The sequence below is a fragment of the Microvirga sp. 3-52 genome (assembly GCF_018383585.1).
GTDB lineage: Bacteria > Pseudomonadota > Alphaproteobacteria > Rhizobiales > Beijerinckiaceae > Microvirga.
Genome location: NZ_JAHAMK010000052.1, coordinates 1 through 19,121, shown reverse-complemented (window position 1 = coordinate 19,121; position 19,121 = coordinate 1). Strand labels below are relative to the sequence as shown.

General features: G+C 60.8%; 20 protein-coding genes. 13 read left to right on the top strand and 7 right to left on the bottom strand.

The window, feature by feature from the left end:
* The coding region (locus KHP60_RS23490) for a hypothetical protein (protein WP_213566704.1) at positions 1-236 on the top strand (236 nt) is incomplete at its 5' end.
* Between the two features lie 33 nt (positions 237-269).
* Here KHP60_RS23490 and KHP60_RS23485 read toward each other — a convergent pair.
* Complete coding sequence (locus KHP60_RS23485) at positions 270-1,283, bottom strand: magnesium and cobalt transport protein CorA (protein WP_213566703.1); 1,014 nt, start codon at positions 1,281-1,283, stop codon at positions 270-272.
* Between the two features lie 185 nt (positions 1,284-1,468).
* Here KHP60_RS23485 and KHP60_RS23480 point away from each other — a divergent pair, with 185 nt between their 5' ends.
* Positions 1,469-1,957, top strand: coding sequence for a hypothetical protein (locus KHP60_RS23480; protein ID WP_213566702.1), 489 nt, complete (start codon positions 1,469-1,471; stop codon positions 1,955-1,957).
* Between the two features lie 12 nt (positions 1,958-1,969).
* Here the strand turns inward: KHP60_RS23480 and KHP60_RS23475 are convergent, their stop codons facing one another.
* Together KHP60_RS23475 and KHP60_RS23470 are read right to left on the bottom strand one after the other, a co-directional pair.
* Complete coding sequence (locus KHP60_RS23475) at positions 1,970-2,626, bottom strand: protocatechuate 3,4-dioxygenase (protein WP_213566701.1); 657 nt, start codon at positions 2,624-2,626, stop codon at positions 1,970-1,972.
* Positions 2,627-2,831: 205 nt separating this feature from the next.
* Positions 2,832-4,166 (bottom strand): peptidoglycan-binding protein, encoded by a 1,335-nt coding sequence (locus tag KHP60_RS23470; RefSeq protein WP_213566700.1) that lies wholly within the window; start codon positions 4,164-4,166, stop codon positions 2,832-2,834.
* Between the two features lie 81 nt (positions 4,167-4,247).
* Here KHP60_RS23470 and KHP60_RS23465 point away from each other — a divergent pair, with 81 nt between their 5' ends.
* The 3 genes from KHP60_RS23465 to KHP60_RS23455 all read left to right on the top strand — a co-directional run bounded on the left by KHP60_RS23465 (position 4,248) and on the right by KHP60_RS23455 (position 7,637).
* A complete protein-coding gene (locus tag KHP60_RS23465) occupies positions 4,248-5,120 on the top strand; it encodes a DUF3365 domain-containing protein (protein WP_213566699.1) in 873 nt (290 codons plus the stop codon).
* Between the two features lie 62 nt (positions 5,121-5,182).
* Positions 5,183-6,604, top strand: a complete 1,422-nt coding sequence (locus KHP60_RS23460; RefSeq protein WP_213566698.1) for a serine/threonine-protein kinase — start codon at positions 5,183-5,185, stop codon at positions 6,602-6,604.
* Between the two features lie 25 nt (positions 6,605-6,629).
* Positions 6,630-7,637 carry an adenylate/guanylate cyclase domain-containing protein gene (locus KHP60_RS23455; protein ID WP_213566697.1) on the top strand — a complete coding sequence of 336 codons (1,008 nt, stop codon included), beginning with the start codon at positions 6,630-6,632 and terminating at the stop codon, positions 7,635-7,637.
* 3 nt (positions 7,638-7,640) lie between these two features.
* Here KHP60_RS23455 and KHP60_RS23450 read toward each other — a convergent pair whose 3' ends face one another.
* Complete coding sequence (locus tag KHP60_RS23450) at positions 7,641-8,366, bottom strand: Crp/Fnr family transcriptional regulator (RefSeq protein ID WP_213566696.1); 726 nt, start codon at positions 8,364-8,366, stop codon at positions 7,641-7,643.
* Positions 8,367-8,571: 205 nt separating this feature from the next.
* Here KHP60_RS23450 and KHP60_RS23445 point away from each other — a divergent pair, with 205 nt between their 5' ends.
* From KHP60_RS23445 to KHP60_RS23425, 5 genes are all read left to right on the top strand, one after another.
* Entirely contained in the window at positions 8,572-9,132 is a 561-nt protein-coding gene (locus KHP60_RS23445; protein ID WP_213566695.1) for a hypothetical protein, read from the top strand.
* A gap of 252 nt (positions 9,133-9,384) precedes the next feature.
* Complete coding sequence (locus KHP60_RS23440) at positions 9,385-11,481, top strand: type I secretion system permease/ATPase (protein ID WP_311925285.1); 2,097 nt, start codon at positions 9,385-9,387, stop codon at positions 11,479-11,481.
* A gap of 150 nt (positions 11,482-11,631) precedes the next feature.
* A complete protein-coding gene (locus KHP60_RS23435) occupies positions 11,632-12,948 on the top strand; it encodes an HlyD family type I secretion periplasmic adaptor subunit (protein ID WP_213566693.1) in 1,317 nt (438 codons plus the stop codon).
* Between the two features lie 259 nt (positions 12,949-13,207).
* Complete coding sequence (locus tag KHP60_RS23430; RefSeq protein WP_311925283.1) at positions 13,208-14,215, top strand: patatin-like phospholipase family protein; 1,008 nt, start codon at positions 13,208-13,210, stop codon at positions 14,213-14,215.
* Positions 14,216-14,460: 245 nt separating this feature from the next.
* The gene (locus KHP60_RS23425) at positions 14,461-15,057 is read left to right on the top strand and encodes a transglutaminase-like cysteine peptidase (protein ID WP_213566691.1); all 597 of its coding nucleotides are present in this window, start codon (positions 14,461-14,463) and stop codon (positions 15,055-15,057) included.
* 71 nt (positions 15,058-15,128) lie between these two features.
* Here KHP60_RS23425 and KHP60_RS23420 read toward each other — a convergent pair whose 3' ends face one another.
* Positions 15,129-15,710, bottom strand: coding sequence for a Crp/Fnr family transcriptional regulator (locus KHP60_RS23420; protein WP_249689075.1), 582 nt, complete (start codon positions 15,708-15,710; stop codon positions 15,129-15,131).
* An 803-nt stretch (positions 15,711-16,513) separates the two neighbouring features.
* Complete coding sequence (locus KHP60_RS25585; protein ID WP_283770744.1) at positions 16,514-16,645, bottom strand: hypothetical protein; 132 nt, start codon at positions 16,643-16,645, stop codon at positions 16,514-16,516.
* 56 nt (positions 16,646-16,701) lie between these two features.
* Here KHP60_RS25585 and KHP60_RS23415 point away from each other — a divergent pair, with 56 nt between their 5' ends.
* Positions 16,702-16,998, top strand: a complete 297-nt coding sequence (locus KHP60_RS23415; protein WP_249689074.1) for a DUF6894 family protein — start codon at positions 16,702-16,704, stop codon at positions 16,996-16,998.
* Positions 16,999-17,283: 285 nt separating this feature from the next.
* Here the strand turns inward: KHP60_RS23415 and KHP60_RS23410 are convergent, their stop codons facing one another.
* Positions 17,284-17,457: a hypothetical protein gene (locus tag KHP60_RS23410; protein ID WP_213566689.1), complete on the bottom strand. Its 174-nt coding sequence runs from the start codon at positions 17,455-17,457 to the stop codon at positions 17,284-17,286.
* A gap of 831 nt (positions 17,458-18,288) precedes the next feature.
* Between KHP60_RS23410 and KHP60_RS23405 the strand changes: the two genes are divergently transcribed.
* Both KHP60_RS23405 and KHP60_RS23400 read left to right on the top strand, forming a co-directional pair.
* The gene (locus KHP60_RS23405; RefSeq protein WP_213566688.1) at positions 18,289-18,525 is read left to right on the top strand and encodes a hypothetical protein; all 237 of its coding nucleotides are present in this window, start codon (positions 18,289-18,291) and stop codon (positions 18,523-18,525) included.
* 307 nt (positions 18,526-18,832) lie between these two features.
* The gene (locus KHP60_RS23400; RefSeq protein WP_213566687.1) at positions 18,833-18,982 is read left to right on the top strand and encodes a hypothetical protein; all 150 of its coding nucleotides are present in this window, start codon (positions 18,833-18,835) and stop codon (positions 18,980-18,982) included.
* Positions 18,983-19,121: the final 139 nt, after the last annotated feature.

Below are 19,121 nucleotides of genomic sequence, written 5' to 3'. Positions count from 1 at the left end.
GCCGCAGGCCTCGCACGCCTGTGATCGCGGGAGGCCGACCCTGGGCTGACAGCGCAGGAGGTCCGCCTGAAAAGTACCGCGTGCGAAGCGCCGTCCGGCTCTTCCATCTCACCCATAGTCATCGAACCGGGCGGCCCGTCGCACCTCCCTCGATCAACCTGACGGCTCAGGGCTCCCACGCCCTGGGCCTACAGGTGCTGGCTCTTGGACAGGAGACACGACGTGATCGGGGCTGATCCCACCCCCGGGCCCGCAGGCGCGTGCCTTGTTCAGAGCCAGTGCTTCCGGCGGAGACGCCAGTACAGCCACGTACAGGTCGCCGCGATGATCGTCAGCACGAACGGATAGCCGTATTTCCAATGCAGTTCGGGCAGCACGTCGAAATTCATGCCGTAGATGCCCGCCACCGCGGTCGGGACCGCCAGGATGGCGGCCCAGGCCGCCAGCTTGCGGGTGATCTCGTTCTGCTGCGACTGCCCGGTCATCAGGCTCGACTCAAACGCGAAGGCCAGCACCTCCCGCAGCGACTCGATCTCCTCCTGCACCCGGCGGATGTGATCGGAGACGTCTCGGAAGAGCGGTTGCATCCCGGCGTCCACGCCCGGCAGGCCCGGCTGCTCGAGACGCCGGCACACCTCCACCAGGGGCACCGCGGCGTTGCGCAGGCGCAGGAGATCCCGGCGCAGCTGGTAGAGCCGGACGATCTGGCTCTGCGGCTGGTTCGCGGTCAGGATGCTATCCTCGATCTCCTCCACCTCCGCCTGGATCGTCTCGATGACCGGCATGTAGTTGTCGACGATGAAATCGAGAATGGCATAGAGGATGAAGTCCTCGCCCTCCGAGAGTGCCTTCGGCGCCGCCTCGCAGCGCTCCCGCACCGGCGTATAGGTCGTCGAGGCGCCATGGCGGACGGAAACCACGTAGCCGCGTCCGACGAACAGGTGCGTTTCGCCGAAGGCGATGCGCCCGTCCACCATCTGTGCCGTCCGGGCGACGACGAACAGCGCGTCGCCGTATTGCTCGATCTTGGGCCGCTGATGAGCCTTGAGGGCGTCCTCTATGGCGAGTTCATGCAGGCCGAGTTCCGCCTGGGCGCGCCTCAGAAGATCGAGCCCGGGCTCATGCAGGCCGATCCAGACCACGTGCCCGGGCTTGCGCGACCATTCCCCGGCCTTTTCGATCGGGATCTCCAGTATCCGCCGGCCGCCCGCATAGACCGCCGACGCGACGACCCCGGGGACTCCTTCGGGCGGAGCGGAGACGAGCTTGAGAGGGTTTGCCATGACGATCCAACGCGTAACAGTTCCGGGCGTTGCCATGAAGTAACGCACATGTGGCGCTCCGCAAGCGCCGATGCCGGCAGGTGGTGGATCCGGGTACGACGTGGTACATTGGCCGCGTTGCAGATTGAGCCGATCGCCCGGCCGGCCGGGCCGCGAAAACCAGCCGCCTGCAGGGGATCGACCCGATGACCAAAACCGTCACATCCCTCTTCCATAGCGAGCATCACGCATCCGCCGCCGCAAGCCACCTGAAGCAGGCCGGCATTTCGGCCGATGACATCGACATCTGGGCCACTCCGCACAACCTCGCCCCTCTCCTGGAGGATCTCGGCGTCTCGCGAACGGACGCCCATGCCTATGCCGAGGGCGTGATCCGCGGCGGCACCGTGGTGATCGTGAAATGCGATGGATCCGCGGTGGACGCGGTCGTCGGCATTCTGGATCGGGAAGGCGTGCTGGATCTCGACGAGCAGCAGGACGCCTGGCGCGCCGAGGGATGGGAGGGCCCTGCTGGCGCGGAGCGTCCCGCTGGGACGGAACGGTCGGGCGATCTCACCGGATCTCCGGGCACGGACCGGTCCAGGACCGACAGAACGGCCGAAAGCACGGATGTGGTCGCCCGCGGTCGGATCCGCATTCAATCCCGCAAGGCGGAGCGCCCGGCGCAGGAATAGGCATGCGGGCGATCACGCCGCCACGACGATGTCGAACCGCCCATGGAGCGCGCCCGGCTCCGGCGATTGCGTGGCGAGCAACGGCACGATGACGCTGCGGCGGGCATTCGGGTCGCGGATGCCGTTCAGGACGCCGTCCCGCGCGTTCAGGGGCTCACCCTCGACATACATCTGCGTGACCAGCCGCCCCTGCCCCGGCACATGCACGGCAAAATGGATGTGAGGCGTCCGACCGGGATAAGGCACCGGCCGGATGGTGCGGAAGCGATACCGCCCCTGCTCGTCGACCTGCGTGCGGCCGTATCCCTGAAAGGCGTGATCGATGCGCCCCTGCCCGCCCGCACGGGGATGCCGGTAGATGCCGTTGGCATCGCACTGCCAGATCTCGACCACGCTTCCGGGCCTCGGCTGGCCGCGCAGATCGACCACATGCCCCGACACATGGATCACCTGCCCCAGCGCCCGGGCGGCCTGGCCCGTCACCCGGACAAGATCGCCGTCCATGTCGGGCGGAAATTCGACAGGATAGAAAGGTCCCTCTGTCTGCCCCGGCGTCGCGACCAGTTCGGCAGCCGTCACGATCGTCGGAGTGGCCGCCACCGCCAGAGCGGCACCCGCATGGAGCAACACGGATCGTCGATTGAGAGCTGCAGGAGACGGATCGGTCATCGGACCCTCGGACTCGGTTCAGTGGTCATGAGGAAAGCCAGCCCTGCCATCATGCCAGTTCCCCGGGAATGGACGCGCAGGAACGAGCTTCCCTCCGCCGATGCGCGGAGGGCGAAACGAACAATCGCTCACGCCGCACATCGCCCAAGCATGGTCTCATTCAATGCGGCCACTCCGGCTTTTCCATGAAGGCCAGGCAGCTCGATCACTCCGTTTGGTTCGGAAGGAGCGCGTCGAACTGCTCGGGCGTCAGATAGCCTGTGACTGCTGCGCTACGGCTTTTCTGGTAGCCCATGATCGCTTCCCGAGTCAGCGGCCCCATGATGGCGTCGATCGGACCCGTGTAAAGGCCAAGTTCCCGGAGCCGCTGCTGAATCAGACGGCGCTGCTTTTGACCAAGTTGCGTGTCTTCGATGGGAGCCGCTACTGGAACATGTCTCAAACCTTCGACTTGTGTGGCCGCGATCTGTGCCTGGGCTTCAACGCGTTTGGCTTCCTGCTTCGCCTTTTCGGCGTCGGCTTGAGCTCTCTCGACATCGGCCTGAGCCTTCTTGGCATCAGCCTGGGCCTTCAGCACCTCGGCCTGCGCCCGCTCGGCCCTCAGCTGCTCGTCCCGCGCGCGTGTTTCAGCCTGCTCCCGTGCTCGACGCTCCGCTTCCAGCTTCCCCTCGATTTCCTCCGACCTCTGGGCGGCGGCGGCTTGTGGAGCCGTAGAGGCGACGGACTGCGCTGCAGGTGCGGGAGCAGGCTTTGCGAGGCTGATCTCGTCAACGCGCCCGAACACGGCCCCCATGCTGCCGTTGGACGCAACCTTGACCGCCTCACTGAGCGACGGACTTGGTTGCTGGAGCATTTTGGTCAGCGCCTCCGCGGCCTGCTCGCCTGCCGCATCGATGCGGGATACCGGAATTCGGGCCGAGCTGGAAAAGACCGCGACAGTGTTTTTTGGCGCCTCGCTGGTGAACTGAGGCCTGGGATCCAGCCCTTCGATGGGGCTCTCGAAGGTCGGCGAAGTCATGAAGAAGAATACGCCACCGGTCTGCGCTCGTCCGACGATCTGCGCGATGTTGGTGGTCGAGAGCGCGCGCGACAAAAGGTCGGTCGCCCGTCCGAGTTCGGTGTTGGTAGCCAGGAAAAAGGTCTGACCACCCCAGGCGACCCCGTGCCCGATCAGAACCACGAAGGCAAGGTCTGCTCCCTCCGCCTTCGCTGCGAAGTCCCGCAAACTGGCTCTGGCTGTAGCATTGCTCGGATTGGGGCTTACGATCAGTTCGAAACCACGGGCCTTGAGCGCCTCTGCGATCTCGGCGCCCCGCTTCGTACCGATGCTGGATTTCGGAAGCTTTTGATAATCTTCCGCGGTTAGGACTAATGCAACTCTACCAGCGGCACGAGCGGTGACGCCGCTCATCAGAAGCAAAGACAGCGCAAAGACAATACTCCCTAGAAAGAGTATCGGATGCATCCGACCAAGCTCTGCCAATGTGCTTTTGCGCACAGAGGAACCGCCCGCAAACCCACTTGGCTGTCCGAAATGCATGGCACGTCTCCAAGACTTGCACTATCATGGGATCTAGTAGTTGGGACGCGAACTAACCTCTCGAGCCGTTGGAGATCTCCCGTGGGATTACGGCTGAAATTCAATATCATTCTCGCCGTCTGTTATCTGCTTGGGCTCAGCTTATCGATCTATCCATTTTATCAAATTTCCCGGCAAGAAGCCATGGAACAGCTGCAGTCGCAGATCGATGTTCTGCGAGCTCAAGCGCTTTCCATACGCCGCTATACCTCGGAAGAGATACAGCCCTTGCTGGCGGAGCACTCGAGCGTCCAGTTCCTGCCGCAGACGATTCCGTCCTTTTCGGCTCAGACGGCATTCCGCAACTTCCGAGGATTCTACCCGCAATTCTTCTACAAGGAAGCTGCGCTCAACCCGACCAACCCCGCCGATCTTGCACGCGATTGGGAGCGAGAGGTCATCGAGAAGCTCCGGGCAAATCCCGACCTGATCAAGGACGTCAGCTTCCAGACGATCGACAATCGTTCCCACTACACGGCAACTTACCCCTTGGTAATCAAGGACGAATCCTGTCTGACCTGCCATTCGACCCCCGACAGGGCCCCTCCCTCGATGGTCGCTCTCTATGGCAACAAGAACGGCTTCGGCTGGAAACTCAACGAGACCATCGGAGCACAGATCATATCCGTGCCTATGGACATTGCCGAAGGATCGATCTGGCGGAACTTGGTACTGTTCGTTGGCACCTCGAGCGTCATCTTTCTGGTCCTTCTGATCCTGCTCAACATCCTGCTGAATCGGTATGTGATCAGCCCGGTGACGCGGATGGCGAAGACAGCAGAGGCCGTCAGCATGGGCGATGCTTCCGTTGCCGAGTTCGAATATCCCGGTTCGGACGAGATCGCATCCCTTTCACGGTCTTTCAACAGGATGCGCAGGAGCCTCGATAGCGCGTTGAAGATGCTCGAAAAGTGATCAACACGATTGATCCCTGGCCTAACAGAACCAGATTACCGCTCGGCAGGGAATTTTCTCCGATGGCCGCAGACAAGGATCTGAGGACAGGCAGTAGCCAAGGCGGAGCAGGTGGCATGCCCGCCAGGGTCGGCAAGTATCGCCTTGACCATGTCGTCGGCCGCGGCGCAATCGGCGTGGTCTATAAAGGTTATGATGAGCAGATCGATCGGCCGCTGGCGATCAAGACGCTTCGCCCCGAGATTCTGGAGAACATGAGCGAGAACGACGAGCTTCTCCGTCGCTTCGCAACCGAAGCTCGTTCCGCGGCAAGGTGCCTGCACCCGAACATCGTCACAGTTTTCGATTTCGTGGAGCATGATGGCGCACCGTATATCATCATGGAGTATGTCAATGCAGGCACGCTGGAGAATGTGATCCGGCGGGGCACGTTGCTGCCAATTCGGCAGGTCGGCGAGATTATGGCGCAGTTGCTGTTCGCCCTCGGCTACGCTCACTCCAAGGGGGTCATTCACCGCGACGTCAAGCCTGCCAACATTCTGTGCCCTTCCGCTGCTTCGATCAAAGTCTCCGATTTCGGAGTAGCCCATGTCGATGCGCTCGACCTCACGAAACCCGGCGGCATCCCGATCGGCACGCCGAACTACATGGCTCCGGAGCGGTTTCTCGGGCGCCCGGCCGATGCCCGCGCAGATCTTTTCTCCGCCGGAGTCATCCTCTTTCAAATGCTGACGGGTGCCAAGCCGTTCGTTGCTGCCGACCTGCCCGAATTGATGCGCAAGCTTATGAACGATTCGCCGCCATCGATCAGGATCTATCGGCCTGAGCTTTGGCCGGAGATCGACGCCGTCGTCCAGCAGGCACTTGCCCGCAACCCCGAGGATCGCTTCCACACGGCCGATGAATTCATCGTTGCGCTCAACGCATCAATTGAAATGCGCCCCAGCGCCGACCTCCCGCCGCTCGATTTGACCGAACTCTCCCATGGGCCGGGAAAGGAGCAACCGGCACCTGCAAAGGAGCATCTCAATCAAACGATGGCCGAAGTCCTCACTCCCAGCACGATCGACGCGCTTGGGCGATCTCTCGCGCACTCACTCGGACCTATCGGGCACCTATTGGTGAAACAGGCCTCCCACGAGTCCATGGATATCGATACGTTCCTCGACCTGCTCGTGCAGCAAATCAAAACCGACGCCGAAGCTGCGACCTTCCGGAAAACGGCCCAGCAGGTGCTGCGTGACGACAAAGGTTTCAAGATTGCGCAGATGGAGGCCGTCATCTCACAAACGGAAATTCGAGCGGTGACCGAAGTGCTGCTGCCACTCATCGGCCCGGTTGCTCCAAAGCTTGTCGCCCGCCAAGCGGAGAAATCGGTCGGCCGGGAGGATTTCTACCGCCGTCTTTCAGACTTCATTCCTAGCGAACGGGACCGCGCGAGCTTTCTGAAAATCCGTGGTAAACTCAGTGAGACCAAAGAGTGACGTGTAGGCCTTCGATGAAAGAGTGATGGACAATCTGGCACCCGATGCACCACAGCCTGCCGGCAAACGAATCCGACGCCTCCGAGCGGTCTTCGCGGCCGACATGGCGAATTTCGGCGGCTTGGTTTCGGTAGACGAGACCAATACCCTCGACGCCTTGTGGGCGACCAGGCGCATCGCCCGGGAGGAACTCGCGGCCCATGGGGGATGGCTTTTCGGGATGCCGGGAGATGGCCTGTTCGCGCTCTTCGAGAGCGCGGTCGATGCCGTTCGCTGCGCGCTCGAAACACAGGCGCGCCTTGCGGCAATGACGAAGTTCGACGCGGTCCGTATGCGGATCGGGATCCACCTCGGCGATGTCCTGTTCCAGGACGATCTTCCTTTCGGCGAGACGCTCGTCATTGCAGCACGCCTGGAAAGCCTCGCGGATCCTGGGGGGATTCTCGTATCCGCAGCGGTCATGGAGGCGGTGGCGCCGCGCATCTCGGCGACATTCGGGGAGCGCGGAGTGTTCGACCTCAAGCATAGCCCGCGGCGGATCACGACGTTCAGCGTGGCGATGCCCCCTGCATCGTCCGACATGAATGCGACCCTGAGCCTGATCGAGCCGCTCGACCGGACGGTGATGTCGGTGGCTCCTGCACGGAAGGAAGAAAAAGCCGCTCCTCCGTTACCTTCCTCGACCTGCCCGGACCCGCAGACCATATCGCTGCCGAAGGCTGCCCCTCTCGTCGTCCCTGCCCGCTCCGCGGATGCAGTTCCGCCACCCGATGATGATCTTGTCCCGGAGCGCTCCTCTGCCCGTCCCGCTCCTGCGGATTCCGCTGCCCTTCAGGCTTGCCTTGCCGAGATCGCCCACACCCTGACGACCTATCTTGGTCCCGTCGCCGGATTGCTCGTCAAGCGCCATGCGGCGAACCTGACGGATCTCGCTAAGCTTGTCGAGGATCTTGCCCGCGAGATCCCGGCCAAGGACGAACGCCTGCAGTTTCTCACTCGCGCTCAACAGGTCATGGCGCGACGGCGCCACTGACCTCTACTCGCCAAATTCTGCAATTTCGTCGATCCGCTCGAGGTCGTGAACGATCAGCCCACCTCGATCCTGAGTCAGGAGGCGCTCTTCGGCCCATCGGTTCAGAACCTTGTTTAAGCCTTCACGTGACATAGCGGTCCATTGGGCCATCTCGCTTTGGGTCAGCTTGAGAACGACTTCGATCCCCTTGGGCGTGGCTTGGCCATGATCCCGAGCAAGATGGCCGAGAATGCGCGCGAGGCGCTGGGGCGCCTGGCGCAGGGTGGCATCCTCCATCCGGGCGCTAGTCCATCTGAGGCGTCTGCACAGGAGATCGATCACGTTGCGCACAAGCTTCGGATCCCGATCGAGCGCTTCGTAGAACGTTCGCCGTGCGATGCTCGTCAGGCGTGTTCGCAGCATGGCGGAAGCACCCGCAGTCCGCACCCCACCGTCAAGCATGCCAATCTCGCCGAAAACGGCTCCATTGGTCAGCACATTGAGCGTCACTTCGGCACCCGCTGCCGAGACCGTCCAGATCCGAACTCGCCCATCGGCGATGACATAAAGCGCATCGGAGGTATCTCCGACATTGAACAGCAGCTCGCCCTTCTCCAGCGTTCGCTGCTGGGCTCTGCGGACGATCTGCTCGATCGTCGATGGATCAATGGCCTTGAAGATATCAAGCGCTTCGAGCTTGACCGACTTGTCTGCGCCGGTCGCCGCATGTGACGATTGAACCTCTGCCATGGTCGATTTCCCAGAGGGGTGGAGCACGAGGCCACCCAGCATAACGGTCGACGAACTACGTGCAAGACAATCTGTAGAACGGGCCATGTGTGACGCAGATCACTGTCTGCTGCCGGGTGCGGTTGATACATCTGTCGCACCGCGCCCGATTTCGGGCGAGCGATCGGCATGATCCATCGATCGGGCCGCAACCGAGGAGAGTCCGATGTCCGATCATTACTGGCACAAGAATTGGAACAGGCCGGATGAACACTCGGATCGACATGACGACTGCCCGCACCATCATCACGCCTTCCATCAGGATGATGAACCTCATCCGCGCACACGCGGGGGCCGAAGCGACATTCACGAGGACCGGGACCGAGGTGACGCGCCGGAGCACCATTTCAGGAACGACTATGGCAATCGCGGGCAAGATCAGGACAACACGCCGGATGCCTCCATGCCGTCACAAGACGGCGGCAATCTTGGCTGGGACACCCCCTGGGAGGATGCCGGTGGGCTCGAAGCGCTGCTCTTCGATTACCTGTCCAACAGCCCGGGCCCTATTGGGGGCTCCTCGCCGATCATCGTCTTCGCGATCGACGACCTCAATGTGGAATTCAACACCCTGATCCAGACCACGCAGATCCAGAACACTCTTGTTTTCCTGAACGCATCCAACGGCAGTTCCATCGATATCGGCGGCGATGTCAATGCGAGCGGTCTCCAATCGGCGTCGGTGGAGCAATCGGCCGGTCTCATGAACCTTCCAGATTTCGCCTGAGCAATGTGAGCGCGCGCGCCCATGCGGGCTCCGAAGGACCCCGTTCTTTGGGGCCCTTTTTCTTTACGGCTACCCACGTACTGGTGATCCCCTCCCAGGGCGTCATCGGTTGAGCTTCAGTGACGCTCCTCCTCTCTGACCTCGGCGTTCCCCACCGCCTCGTCCGATTGAGCGCTCCGTACGACATGAGCGCGTCGATCCCGCGAATGCCTCTCTTCGAGCACCGGCAGCCAGGATCCTTCGAATGTTTGGATGCGGGACAGGCACTCAACCGAAAAGATTGTGACGCATGTCACAGCATTCGGCGCGGAGTTCGCTCATGATCGCACGACAGACGCCATACGGCGGTGGCTCACCTTGAACCGTATCAGCTCGCCTGGATGGCTCGTAACAAGGACGCTCGCGATGAAGAATGGAATGAGGAACAGCGCCGAAGTCCAACTCCGCACCGCTCTTCGCACGCTCAGGAAGCCACTGATCGGCATCAGTGCCATCAGTTGCCTTGGAAACGTCCTGATGCTGACCGGTCCCATCTTCATGATGCTGGTCTATAACAAAGTACTGTCGAGCAAGAGCCTCCCGACGCTGGTGGCCCTCTCTCTGCTCGCCCTGCTGCTCTATGCCTTCTATGGCCTTTTGGAGGGACTGCGCGGCAAGCTCATGGCCCGGGTGGGCATCACCTTCGACCACCGGCTCGCTCCAACCCTGTTCGAGGCGACACTGAAGCTGCCACTCCATTTCGGACCTCATGCCCGCAATCACGATCCGCTTCAGGACTTGGCGTCCATTCGCAATTACCTCATGGGCCCTGGACCGGCCGCTCTCCTCGATCTCCCGTGGATGCCGATCTATTTCGCGATCCTGTTTCTGGTGAATCCGATCCTGTTTCTTGCTGCCGGAGCCGGCGCTCTGTTTCTCGTCATCCTCAGCCTGATCAATGAATACGCCACCAAAGGGACGATCAAGTCGGCAAACCAGGTGCATTCGGCAACCATGACCCTGCTGCTTGATGCAAGGCGCAACTCCGAGGCGGCAGCGGCGATGAGCATGGGAGACGACCTGTGCAAGCGTTGGGGCAGCAGCTACGTGAATTCGATCTCCCATGCACGCAATCTTGCAGATCACGCCAGCGTCTTCGGCGCCATTTCCAAGACGGTTCGTCACGTCCTGCAATCGGCGATGCTCGCCCTCGGTGCCTATCTGGTCATTGAGACGCAGATGTCGCCGGGTGCCATGATCGCGAGCTCGGTGATCCTCGCCCGCGCGCTCACGCCCATCGATCAGGTCATCGGGAATTGGCGCAGCACATCGGCCGCTTGGCAGGCCCTCCGGCGACTGCGGGTCCTCACCTCCAAGCTTCCGAAGGCAGCTCAGCAGAAACATGGCATGCCTCGTCCGCACCACGCGCTGTCAGTGCGGGATGTTGCAATCGTTCCTCCGGGCGCAGCAATCGCGACTGTCGCCGGGGTATCGTTCGAAATCGAGGCGGGCGACGCCCTTGGGATCATCGGCCCGAGCGGCTGCGGCAAGTCCACCCTGGTTCGTGCACTTGTCGGTGCCTGGCCCACGGCCCGTGGCGAGGTTCGCTTCGACAATGCCTTGATCGGCCAGTATTCGCCGGACGCTCTCGCCGATGCGATCGGCCACCTTCCCCAGAGCATCGAGCTTTTCGATGGGACGATCGCCGAGAACATTGCACGCTTTCGCAAGGATGCAACCACCGAACAGGTGGTCGAAGCCGCGCGGCTGGCCGGCGTGCACGACATGATCCTCGCGTTCCCGCTGGGATATGACACGCCCGTCGGAGAGGGCGGCGCCACATTGTCCGGCGGTCAGCGCCAGCGCATCGGACTCGCCCGCGCCCTGTTCGGGAATCCGTTCCTCATCGTGCTCGACGAGCCCAACTCCAACCTCGATCCCCTTGGAGAACAATCGCTTAACGACGCCATTCACCAGATGCGCCAGGCAGGAAAGATCGTTGTCATCGTGGCTCATCGGCCAAGCGCCATCTTCGCCGCCAACAAGATCCTGTCGGTCCGCGCCGGTCGCGCCGAGATGTTCGGCCCGAAGGAGCAGGTCCTCGCCGCCCTGTTCCCTCGCATCGGGCAGCCGCACAAGCCATCTCAGGCGGCAAGCCCGCAATCGGGCAGCGTGACACCCATCACCCAACCTGGACCGGCAGCGACAACAGGCGCGACGGCCTCCGAAGCTCACCCCGCTCCGCTCACGCATTCCGAAGCCGATGCTCCTGCCACGGCACTGTCGTCCCGGGCGGACAGCCTCGCCGCGGCGACCGTCACCAACCTGGATGCAACCCGCGTGCAGCGTTCCAACGGCCATGCGAGCTAGAAACTGTGACCTGGGCCACAGCACCGGATCGCCCAGCGTGCCAACCTCATTCAGGAACGAGCGTCGGGCATTCATGACCTGCGCGAAAGCCTGAAGACGGATCCACCGATCGCCCTGCAGGCGACGGCAGCCCACACAGCGGAGTGCGCCATGACCGAGTTCGAATTTGACCTCGTCGCCAATTCCTCCTCCATGCGCCGGCTGATGCGCTGGTTCATCTTGAGTTCGTTCATCGTGTTCTTCGGGATCGGCGGCTGGGCCGTCGCGGCCAAAGTCGACAGCGCGGTCGTGACGTCGGGTACTTTTGCGGTTCAATCCAGTGCCCAGGCCGTTCAGCATCTGGAGGGCGGTGTTGTCGGAGCGATCCTGGTCAAGGAAGGCGAGCTTGTGCAGGAAGGGCAGGTCCTTGTCCGACTCGATGCCGCCAAGGTCACGGCCGATGCGAGCATATTCGAACGCAAGCTGATCGATCTGACCGCCCAGAAAGCCCGCCTCGAGGCCGAGAACCTGGACCGCACGACGATCGCGCGACCTGAAATTCCAGTTCCCTCCAGGCAAGCCCAAAGTGCATTGAGAGCGGCCTTCGCTGCGGAGGAGAACTTCATGAACGAGCGGCGCTTCACGCGGATGAGCCAGCTCTCTCAGCATCAGGAGCGCAAACATCAGGTCGAGCGGCAGATTGACGGGTTTGGCGAGCGATACAAGGCGCTCAAGGAAGAGCTCGTGCAGGTGACGGCCGAGCTTGCCGACCAGCGAATGCTCGACAGCAAGGGTCTGATCCGGCGGCCTGTGCTGCGTCAGACCGAACGCGAGGTGAGCCGCCTGAAAGGCGAGATGGGCGACATTGAAGCCCGTATCGCCGGCGCCCGCTCCCAGCTCACGGAGATCCAGTTCAAAATTGCCGAGCTTACCCAAAATTCACGCTCGGAGGTCCTGAGACAGCTTCAAGCCGTCACGGCCAGTGTTGCCGAGACCGAAGAGCAACTCGCGGCCGCCCGGGACCGTCTTCAGCGGCTCGACATCCGGGCGCCAAGGACGGGACTGGTCCACGAGCTTATGGTTCATACTATCGGCGGCATCGTCGCCCCCGGCCAGAAGCTGATGTCGATCATCCCGAGTTCGGAACCGCTGATCGTGAATGCGAAAATCCGGCCCGAGGAGGTGGATCAGGTGCATATCGACCAGCCGGCCACCATCCATATCAGCTCTTTCAAGCTCCCGGTGCCGCTGGAACTCGAGGGAGTGGTCACCAATGTCTCTCCGGACCAAGTCGTCAGCAGCCAATCCGGACAGGCTTTCTTTACCGTCAAGATTGCGATTGCTCCTGGAGAGCGGCGCAAGCTGGAGGGAAAGGAACTGACACCGGGACTTCCCGCCGACGTGCTGATCCGGGGTGATTCTCGACGTATCATCACTTATCTGACGCAGCCTCTCACCGACAAGCTGGCCGTCACCTTCCGCGAGTAAAAGCGAGACACCCTCCCCGACGGCCTGGCCATTGCGCAGAATCCTGCACGATGGCCAGGCCCACGAATTGTGATCTCGATGCCTTCTCTGGCCTGATACCGGCACAGCTCCCTACCCAGTTCGAACCCTCGTCATCGAGGACGGAAGCCGTATAAGATTTCCCTGACCAGGACCCGGAAGATGCCTGCGCCAAGAGGCGACCATGAACAGGGCTGAGAGCAGCGTCTCACGCAAGCGACGTTCTGCGCGGAGACTGGAGGTGAAGCCAGTCAATCTGGCGCTCCAGGGCGGGGGAGCCCATGGGGCTTTCGCGTGGGGCGTGCTCGACCGCCTGCTGGAAGAGGACGCGGTTGCCTTCGATGGCATCAGCGCCACGAGCGCGGGAGCGGTCAATGCCGTCGTCTGCGCTTGCGGATTGATCAAGGGAGGACGCGAGGGAGCCCGCCAGGCCCTGCGGGAGTTTTGGCAACAGATCTCGCGTGCCGCCCTCCTGAGCCCCATTCAACCATCCTTCCTCGATCGCCTCGCGGGAAATCGAGGTCTGGAGACATCCCCGGCCTTTCTTCTGCTTCACATGCTGACGCAGGTGGCCTCGCCCTACGAGCTCAACCCATTCAACTATAATCCCCTGCTCACCGTGCTTGAACAGACAGTCGATTTCGAGCTTCTGCGACGCAGTCGTCAGGTCAAATTGTTTCTCTCCGCCACCAATGTTCGGTCCGGCAAGATCCGTGTTTTCGAGAACCATGAGATGAGCCCCGAAGTCGTACTTGCGTCGACTTGTCTGCCGTTCATCTTCCAGGCTGTAGAAATCGACGAGGAATACTATTGGGATGGAGGCTACATGGGGAACCCAGCTCTCTTCCCACTGATCTACCGCTGCGAGACATCCGATATCGTTGTGGTTCACATCAATCCCATCAGCAGGCCCACCGTTCCGAGGACGGCGGCCGAGATTCTCAACCGGATCAACGAGATCAGCTTCAACTCGTCGTTGATGAGGGAGGTGCGTGCGGTCGAGTTCCTGAACAGACTTGTTGAGGAAGGGCGAGTTCTAACTCCCGATATCCGGCAGGTGCGCCTGCATGCCGTTGAAGCCGACGAAGTCATGCGGCACCTTGGAGCGGCCTCGAAACTGAACGCTGATTGGAATTTTCTCACCGATCTGTATACGATCGGCCGCAAGAAGGCAGATGCGTGGCTGCGGGACGATTTCCCGAAAGTCGGGATCAAATCATCCATCGATATCCAGGACAGATACCTGTAGGCGTGAAAGGAAATTAACGACGTATGCTGGCCGCCCCGACGATCCTCAGATTTGCATAGCCGTGGACCGATCTTCACAGGTGGCAGTGGCGCAAGCATCAGGCATCGATCCCGCTCACGCCGAAATTTGTGACTGCGGGCACAGAACAAACCTACGAAAAAAGTCAGTCTGATCCCATCAGCGGTTCAGGCCGAGGGGGATGCCCCAATCGATCTGACCGCTACCATCTCCCGCGGGAGGCTGAAATGGGAAGACGGACTTGGATCGTTCTGGCGTTGCTCTTGTCGGCGATGGGTTCCGTGAATGCCGGTCCACATCTCTTTCGGGATGACGAAGCTCCGCCCCTCCCAGGTTGGGTCGAGTTCTGCAGTCGAAACGCGGACGAGTGCAGCGTCGATCTCCGGCAGCCCGAGGCTCTCCCGATGACCGAGGATCTTGCCGCCCTCCTCTCCTCCGTGAATCTCTCTGTGAACCGCATGCTGATTCCGGTGACCGATCATAATCACTGGGGCATCGTCGATCTGTGGAGCTACCCGACTGATGGATTGGGCGACTGCGAGGACTACCAACTCCTTAAGCGCCGAATGCTGGTCGACGCGGGCCTGCCGCGCCGGGCGCTGCGCATGACGGTCGTCATCGACGAGAACGGCGAGGGCCATGCGGTTCTGACCGTCCGCACGGATCGTGGAGATCTCATCCTGGACAACAAATCGGATGTGGTGCTGGAGTGGTTCAGGACGAACTACCGGTATATCAAGCGGGAAAGCTCTGAGACCGCGGGCTGGGTTTACCTTACTCTCGATCCGGCCGGCACATCGCTCACATCATCGTACGATAAATGAGCCCTGGTCCCATGGCGGCGATAATCCGGGCGCCCGACCCGGATTGGCACCATGTCGGAGTTCAAGGGCGCTCATTCCGTTTCCCGGTCCCGCTCGGTGGCCTCCTGCTGCAGGCGCCGTGTGTCGATAATCTTCACTCGGGCCCGCCCAAGCTCCACGACTCCGCTCTTTCGCCATTTCTGCAGCTGCCGATTGACCGTTTCCCGCCCGGCTCCGACAAGAACGCTGAGTTCTTCCTGCGTGATGTCGACCTCTCCCCCGAAATCCTCTGCGAGCTTCAACAGGCGTCGCGCCAACCTGGATCTGAGGGACAGAAGAGAGGCCTCTTCCAACCGCTCGCTCGAGAAGCGAAGGCGCTCGCAGAGCAGTTCGATGATCCTGGTCGTGATCTCCGGCTGCCGCTTGAGAAGATCCTGGAAATCACTGCGCCGGATCATGAATAGTTCGACATGGCCCGAGGCGACCGCGTCGGCGCTCCTGGGCTGCCCATCCAAAAGGGCAATCTCGCCGAAGATATCGCCGGGTCCGAGAATGTTGAGCGTGAACTGCCGACCTGTATCGGTCGTCGTCGTGATAACGATCTGCCCGCGCCTGACACCGTAGAGAGCATCCCCAGGGTCGCCCTTGAGAAACAATGTTTCTCCATCGGTCATCTTCCGGGATGTACATAAGGCCGCGATTTGTGCGATTGCGTCGGGCCCGAGCGCGGAGAAAAAAGAGCTAACCGAGAGAGCCGAGAAAAACGGCAAATCCCTTTGGATCTGTTCTCCACCGAGACGCACCGTCGGGTCCCCCTGGGATGGTCTTGCGAGTGGAACTCGCAATCGAGGCTGAAAGCCAAGCAATTATATATGAATGAGGGATTCTCTCAACCTGACGGGACTGCGTTCTTCCCCGGACGGCCGATGACGGACTGGAGACTATGTGCATCAGCCGCGTCCTGAGCCAAACAGAGGAGTACAGGCCTATTCCGGCGTCATTGCAGGCCGAACAGATTGCCGAGGCCGACGCGGCCAAGATTGAATCGAAAGCGAAATACGGCCGACCTGTCAGGTGAATGCTTCGGGAGCCCGTCCCGGCATTGGCAAACCGGCGGGCAAGCGTGGCGGAGGAGCACTCCCCGCCTTTGGCTCACCCTATTTCCGCTACTGCTTAGCTCCGTTCAGTTCCTGCAAGATCCAGCGCCGTGCGCGCCGCTTGGCGGAGAGTTTCGAGGGTTTCATCACGGCCTCCTGCTGGCGAACTGATGGGGATGGATGACGATTGCGGGTTCTGCCTTCCGCGTGGCAGGCCGGATCGGAACGGAGACGATCACTGGCTGATCGGTCAATCGATCCAGGACGATGAGAACCATGATAACCTCCTGAGTTCGTTCCTATGATCTTCGAGATCGCGACGCATTTCTGTGCCGGTGGTCACATAAGGCCGGGCGGAATTAGACGGCGAGCGAAACCTGCTAACGCGCGAGCCGGGTCACATCGAGCATCTCCTTGCCGGACAATACGACGGGTCGGGGCGCACGGCCGTTCACGGCAATGGCGTCGGCCACGAAGAGAAGAGCGAGGAGACATAGGATGCGACGGGACATGATCGGACTCCATGTGAGGCTGACCATGCCACCGGACGTCCCTGAGAACCGTGATCATGAGCACAGAAGCCGGACCCGGCCCATGCCAGAGTGTAGCCATCGAGATGGAGGCTCAAATGTTCTATCTGTACTTTCACTGCGCAGGTCCCGGCGAGATCCTGATCGATCGTGATGGAGCAGAGGTTCTCGACCTGATAGAGGCCCGTGATCGGGCTCTTACCTTGGCGCGGGCGCTCCTCGAGGGAGCTTACGGCACACGCGACTTCTCGGATTGGCACGTCTATGTCAGTGACGAGGATGATGAAGAAATGCTGCTGATCCCATTTTCCGCCGTCATGCCGACCATCCATTAAGGGGAAAACGAAGGATGCAGGGCGAGCCAAGTCCCTCTCAGGGACAAGGCTCATCATTCTGCCTCTCGCTCCCGGTCGATTGAAAGATCGCCTTCTGAGCACTCCCGATCACAGCTATCGCAACAATCGAGACCTTCAGGCCCTCACGCCCGTCGGACCGCAGCTAACGCCGGCATTCGGACAAGCGTGACCATTTCCCGCGTCGGTGCCGTACTCGCAGCACGAGCAATCTCATTGCGCAGATAATCCCGTACACGCTGAAGAATGATTTCGCGCCTAGGACCTTTACAACTTCGGGTATAGAAACCGGCGGGAGAGCCAGTCGGCCTGCTCGGCCAAGTGACGCCATCGACGCGCTATTGAGCGGAGTTCCACGCGAACGTCCGCCTTCTGATACGGATCATCCGCCAGACGGTCCGCCCTGGCGGCCTTCTCTCGGTAGTGCTTGATGAGATTCATACTCTTTTCCCGCATGACGCAACCGGACAAAAGCCCTCGTAATACGTGTGCCGTCACGCCCTGATGAGGCTGGTCGGCTTGTCGGAAACGGTAATAGTCACTTGCTGGCCGGTCCGTGGATCGAGAATGGTGAGTGTCATATCAAGCTCCTTTGATTGAGCCCATCATGGCTCGGAGCGCGTGGTCGTTCCGTGACCGCCGTCACACAATTCCTGGTGTGATGCAGCGCACAGATCATTGGAAGGCAATAGGCTAGTTTGAAAGTGTTCCTCCCTGTCAACTCAGCGCCCCGATCTCGTTTCGGGGCGCTTTTTTCACTTTCCGCAGCACCGTGCCTCGATCAAGTCCTCGTCTTGAACGGAACATCAAGAATGTCAGGTCAATCAGCAACAGGGGCACATTCATTTTCGTCTCTATGACGAGCCTCACATTGGGAGGCTGCCCTTCTGTGTAAGTCTGCAAGGGTGCAATGGCCTTTCTGAGGAGATTGAAAATGATGAAGAGATATCGAACCCGATTTGGTGTCGCGCGGTCCCTGGTGCTCTTGGGTGGCTATGGCGCTACAAGTGCCGAAGCGTGCGATCCTCGGGTTACCACGCGTCCCAGGGACCTATGGGACAGGCCGACGCCTGTCGTGCGAGATCATCGCCAACCTGTCGACGCGCACCCCGGAGGCGTGGTTGTCACCAACACCCCTCGCGGCCCCATCGTGAGGGACCACCGTTCACGTCCGATCGTGCGGGATCATCGCTGGTGATGCATTTTCGGTGAACTGTATTCGGTTCGCCATCGTGCTTGCCGCAGAAGAGGAAGAGAGGTGTTTCCATTTGCGTGGAAGCACCTCTCAGGTATCATTTGCCAATTGACCGATCGTTCGAGCCGAACGGGCCGTTTCAATATTTGCTGGCACGGACCGCCCAGAGCTGCGGCACGGTGGAGAAAGCTCCGGCTAAGCTCAGCTTATCTTTGCGCAAAAACGATGCGCCGCCGGGCAAGTTCCTGCTCCTCGGCATCGAAGTATCGCTGAAGCCAAATGTACGCCTCTCGGATCAATACACTTCGCTTTGAAGGGTCTGGGACCTGGCGTGACAGTATCATCGCGTTCATGTAACGGGTCCAGTAACGCCTGCACTTGTCCATAGAATCCACTCCAGGGTATCGTCAGTTCGCATTGAACCTTGATGCCCTAAGAGCCGCATCGATATCTGTAACCGGCGTCACACTGCCGGACTGGCCACGCAACAGGTTGGTTGCTGAAACCCCACCTCATCCTTTCAAAGCGGAAGGTCGAGCCCTGCTCCGAACTGTGACGGCGGCCACAGTCCTCCCGCGGGTTTCGGGATACAACGATCTTATCCTGACATGGGAGCATATCATGAAGCACAATCGCAAGCCGTTCGTGTTCATTCGGAAGAGCAGTTGCAAGTCGGTCTTCGACTCGATCTACCTTCGCGAAGCCGTGTTCCGCAAGGCCGTCACGGCAGCAGACGTCAAAGCTGGACTTCTGCCGAGAAAGAACGGCTAAAGCGCTTTTGGTCTCAGTGTAGAGCATAGCCGGCATGCCTGATCCAGCCTTGAGCATCCTTTGCGCTGATGGTGTCGAGGGCTGGTTTGAGCTCTGCCTCCAAGGCTTCAAGGCTACGTGGGGCTTTTGCCTTGAGCCG

Bases quoted from the DNA above. Each gene is read 5' to 3' on its own strand.
- KHP60_RS23460 (WP_213566698.1), top strand. From the start codon at position 5,183: ATGGCCGCAGACAAGGATCTGAGGACAGGCAGTAGCCAAGGCGGAGCA.
- KHP60_RS25585 (WP_283770744.1), bottom strand. From the start codon at position 16,645: ATGTCCCGTCGCATCCTATGTCTCCTCGCTCTTCTCTTCGTGGCCGAC.
- KHP60_RS23480 (WP_213566702.1), top strand. From the start codon at position 1,469: ATGACCAAAACCGTCACATCCCTCTTCCATAGCGAGCATCACGCATCC.
- KHP60_RS23440 (WP_311925285.1), top strand. From the start codon at position 9,385: ATGCGGGACAGGCACTCAACCGAAAAGATTGTGACGCATGTCACAGCA.
- KHP60_RS23415 (WP_249689074.1), top strand. From the start codon at position 16,702: ATGAGCACAGAAGCCGGACCCGGCCCATGCCAGAGTGTAGCCATCGAG.
- KHP60_RS23475 (WP_213566701.1), bottom strand. From the start codon at position 2,626: ATGACCGATCCGTCTCCTGCAGCTCTCAATCGACGATCCGTGTTGCTC.
- KHP60_RS23450 (WP_213566696.1), bottom strand. From the start codon at position 8,366: ATGGCAGAGGTTCAATCGTCACATGCGGCGACCGGCGCAGACAAGTCG.
- KHP60_RS23435 (WP_213566693.1), top strand. From the start codon at position 11,632: ATGACCGAGTTCGAATTTGACCTCGTCGCCAATTCCTCCTCCATGCGC.
- KHP60_RS23485 (WP_213566703.1), bottom strand. From the start codon at position 1,283: ATGGCAAACCCTCTCAAGCTCGTCTCCGCTCCGCCCGAAGGAGTCCCC.
- KHP60_RS23445 (WP_213566695.1), top strand. From the start codon at position 8,572: ATGTCCGATCATTACTGGCACAAGAATTGGAACAGGCCGGATGAACAC.
- KHP60_RS23420 (WP_249689075.1), bottom strand. From the start codon at position 15,710: ATGACCGATGGAGAAACATTGTTTCTCAAGGGCGACCCTGGGGATGCT.
- KHP60_RS23425 (WP_213566691.1), top strand. From the start codon at position 14,461: ATGGGAAGACGGACTTGGATCGTTCTGGCGTTGCTCTTGTCGGCGATG.
- KHP60_RS23470 (WP_213566700.1), bottom strand. From the start codon at position 4,166: ATGCATTTCGGACAGCCAAGTGGGTTTGCGGGCGGTTCCTCTGTGCGC.
- KHP60_RS23400 (WP_213566687.1), top strand. From the start codon at position 18,833: ATGAAGCACAATCGCAAGCCGTTCGTGTTCATTCGGAAGAGCAGTTGC.
- KHP60_RS23455 (WP_213566697.1), top strand. From the start codon at position 6,630: ATGGACAATCTGGCACCCGATGCACCACAGCCTGCCGGCAAACGAATC.
- KHP60_RS23410 (WP_213566689.1), bottom strand. From the start codon at position 17,457: ATGAATCTCATCAAGCACTACCGAGAGAAGGCCGCCAGGGCGGACCGT.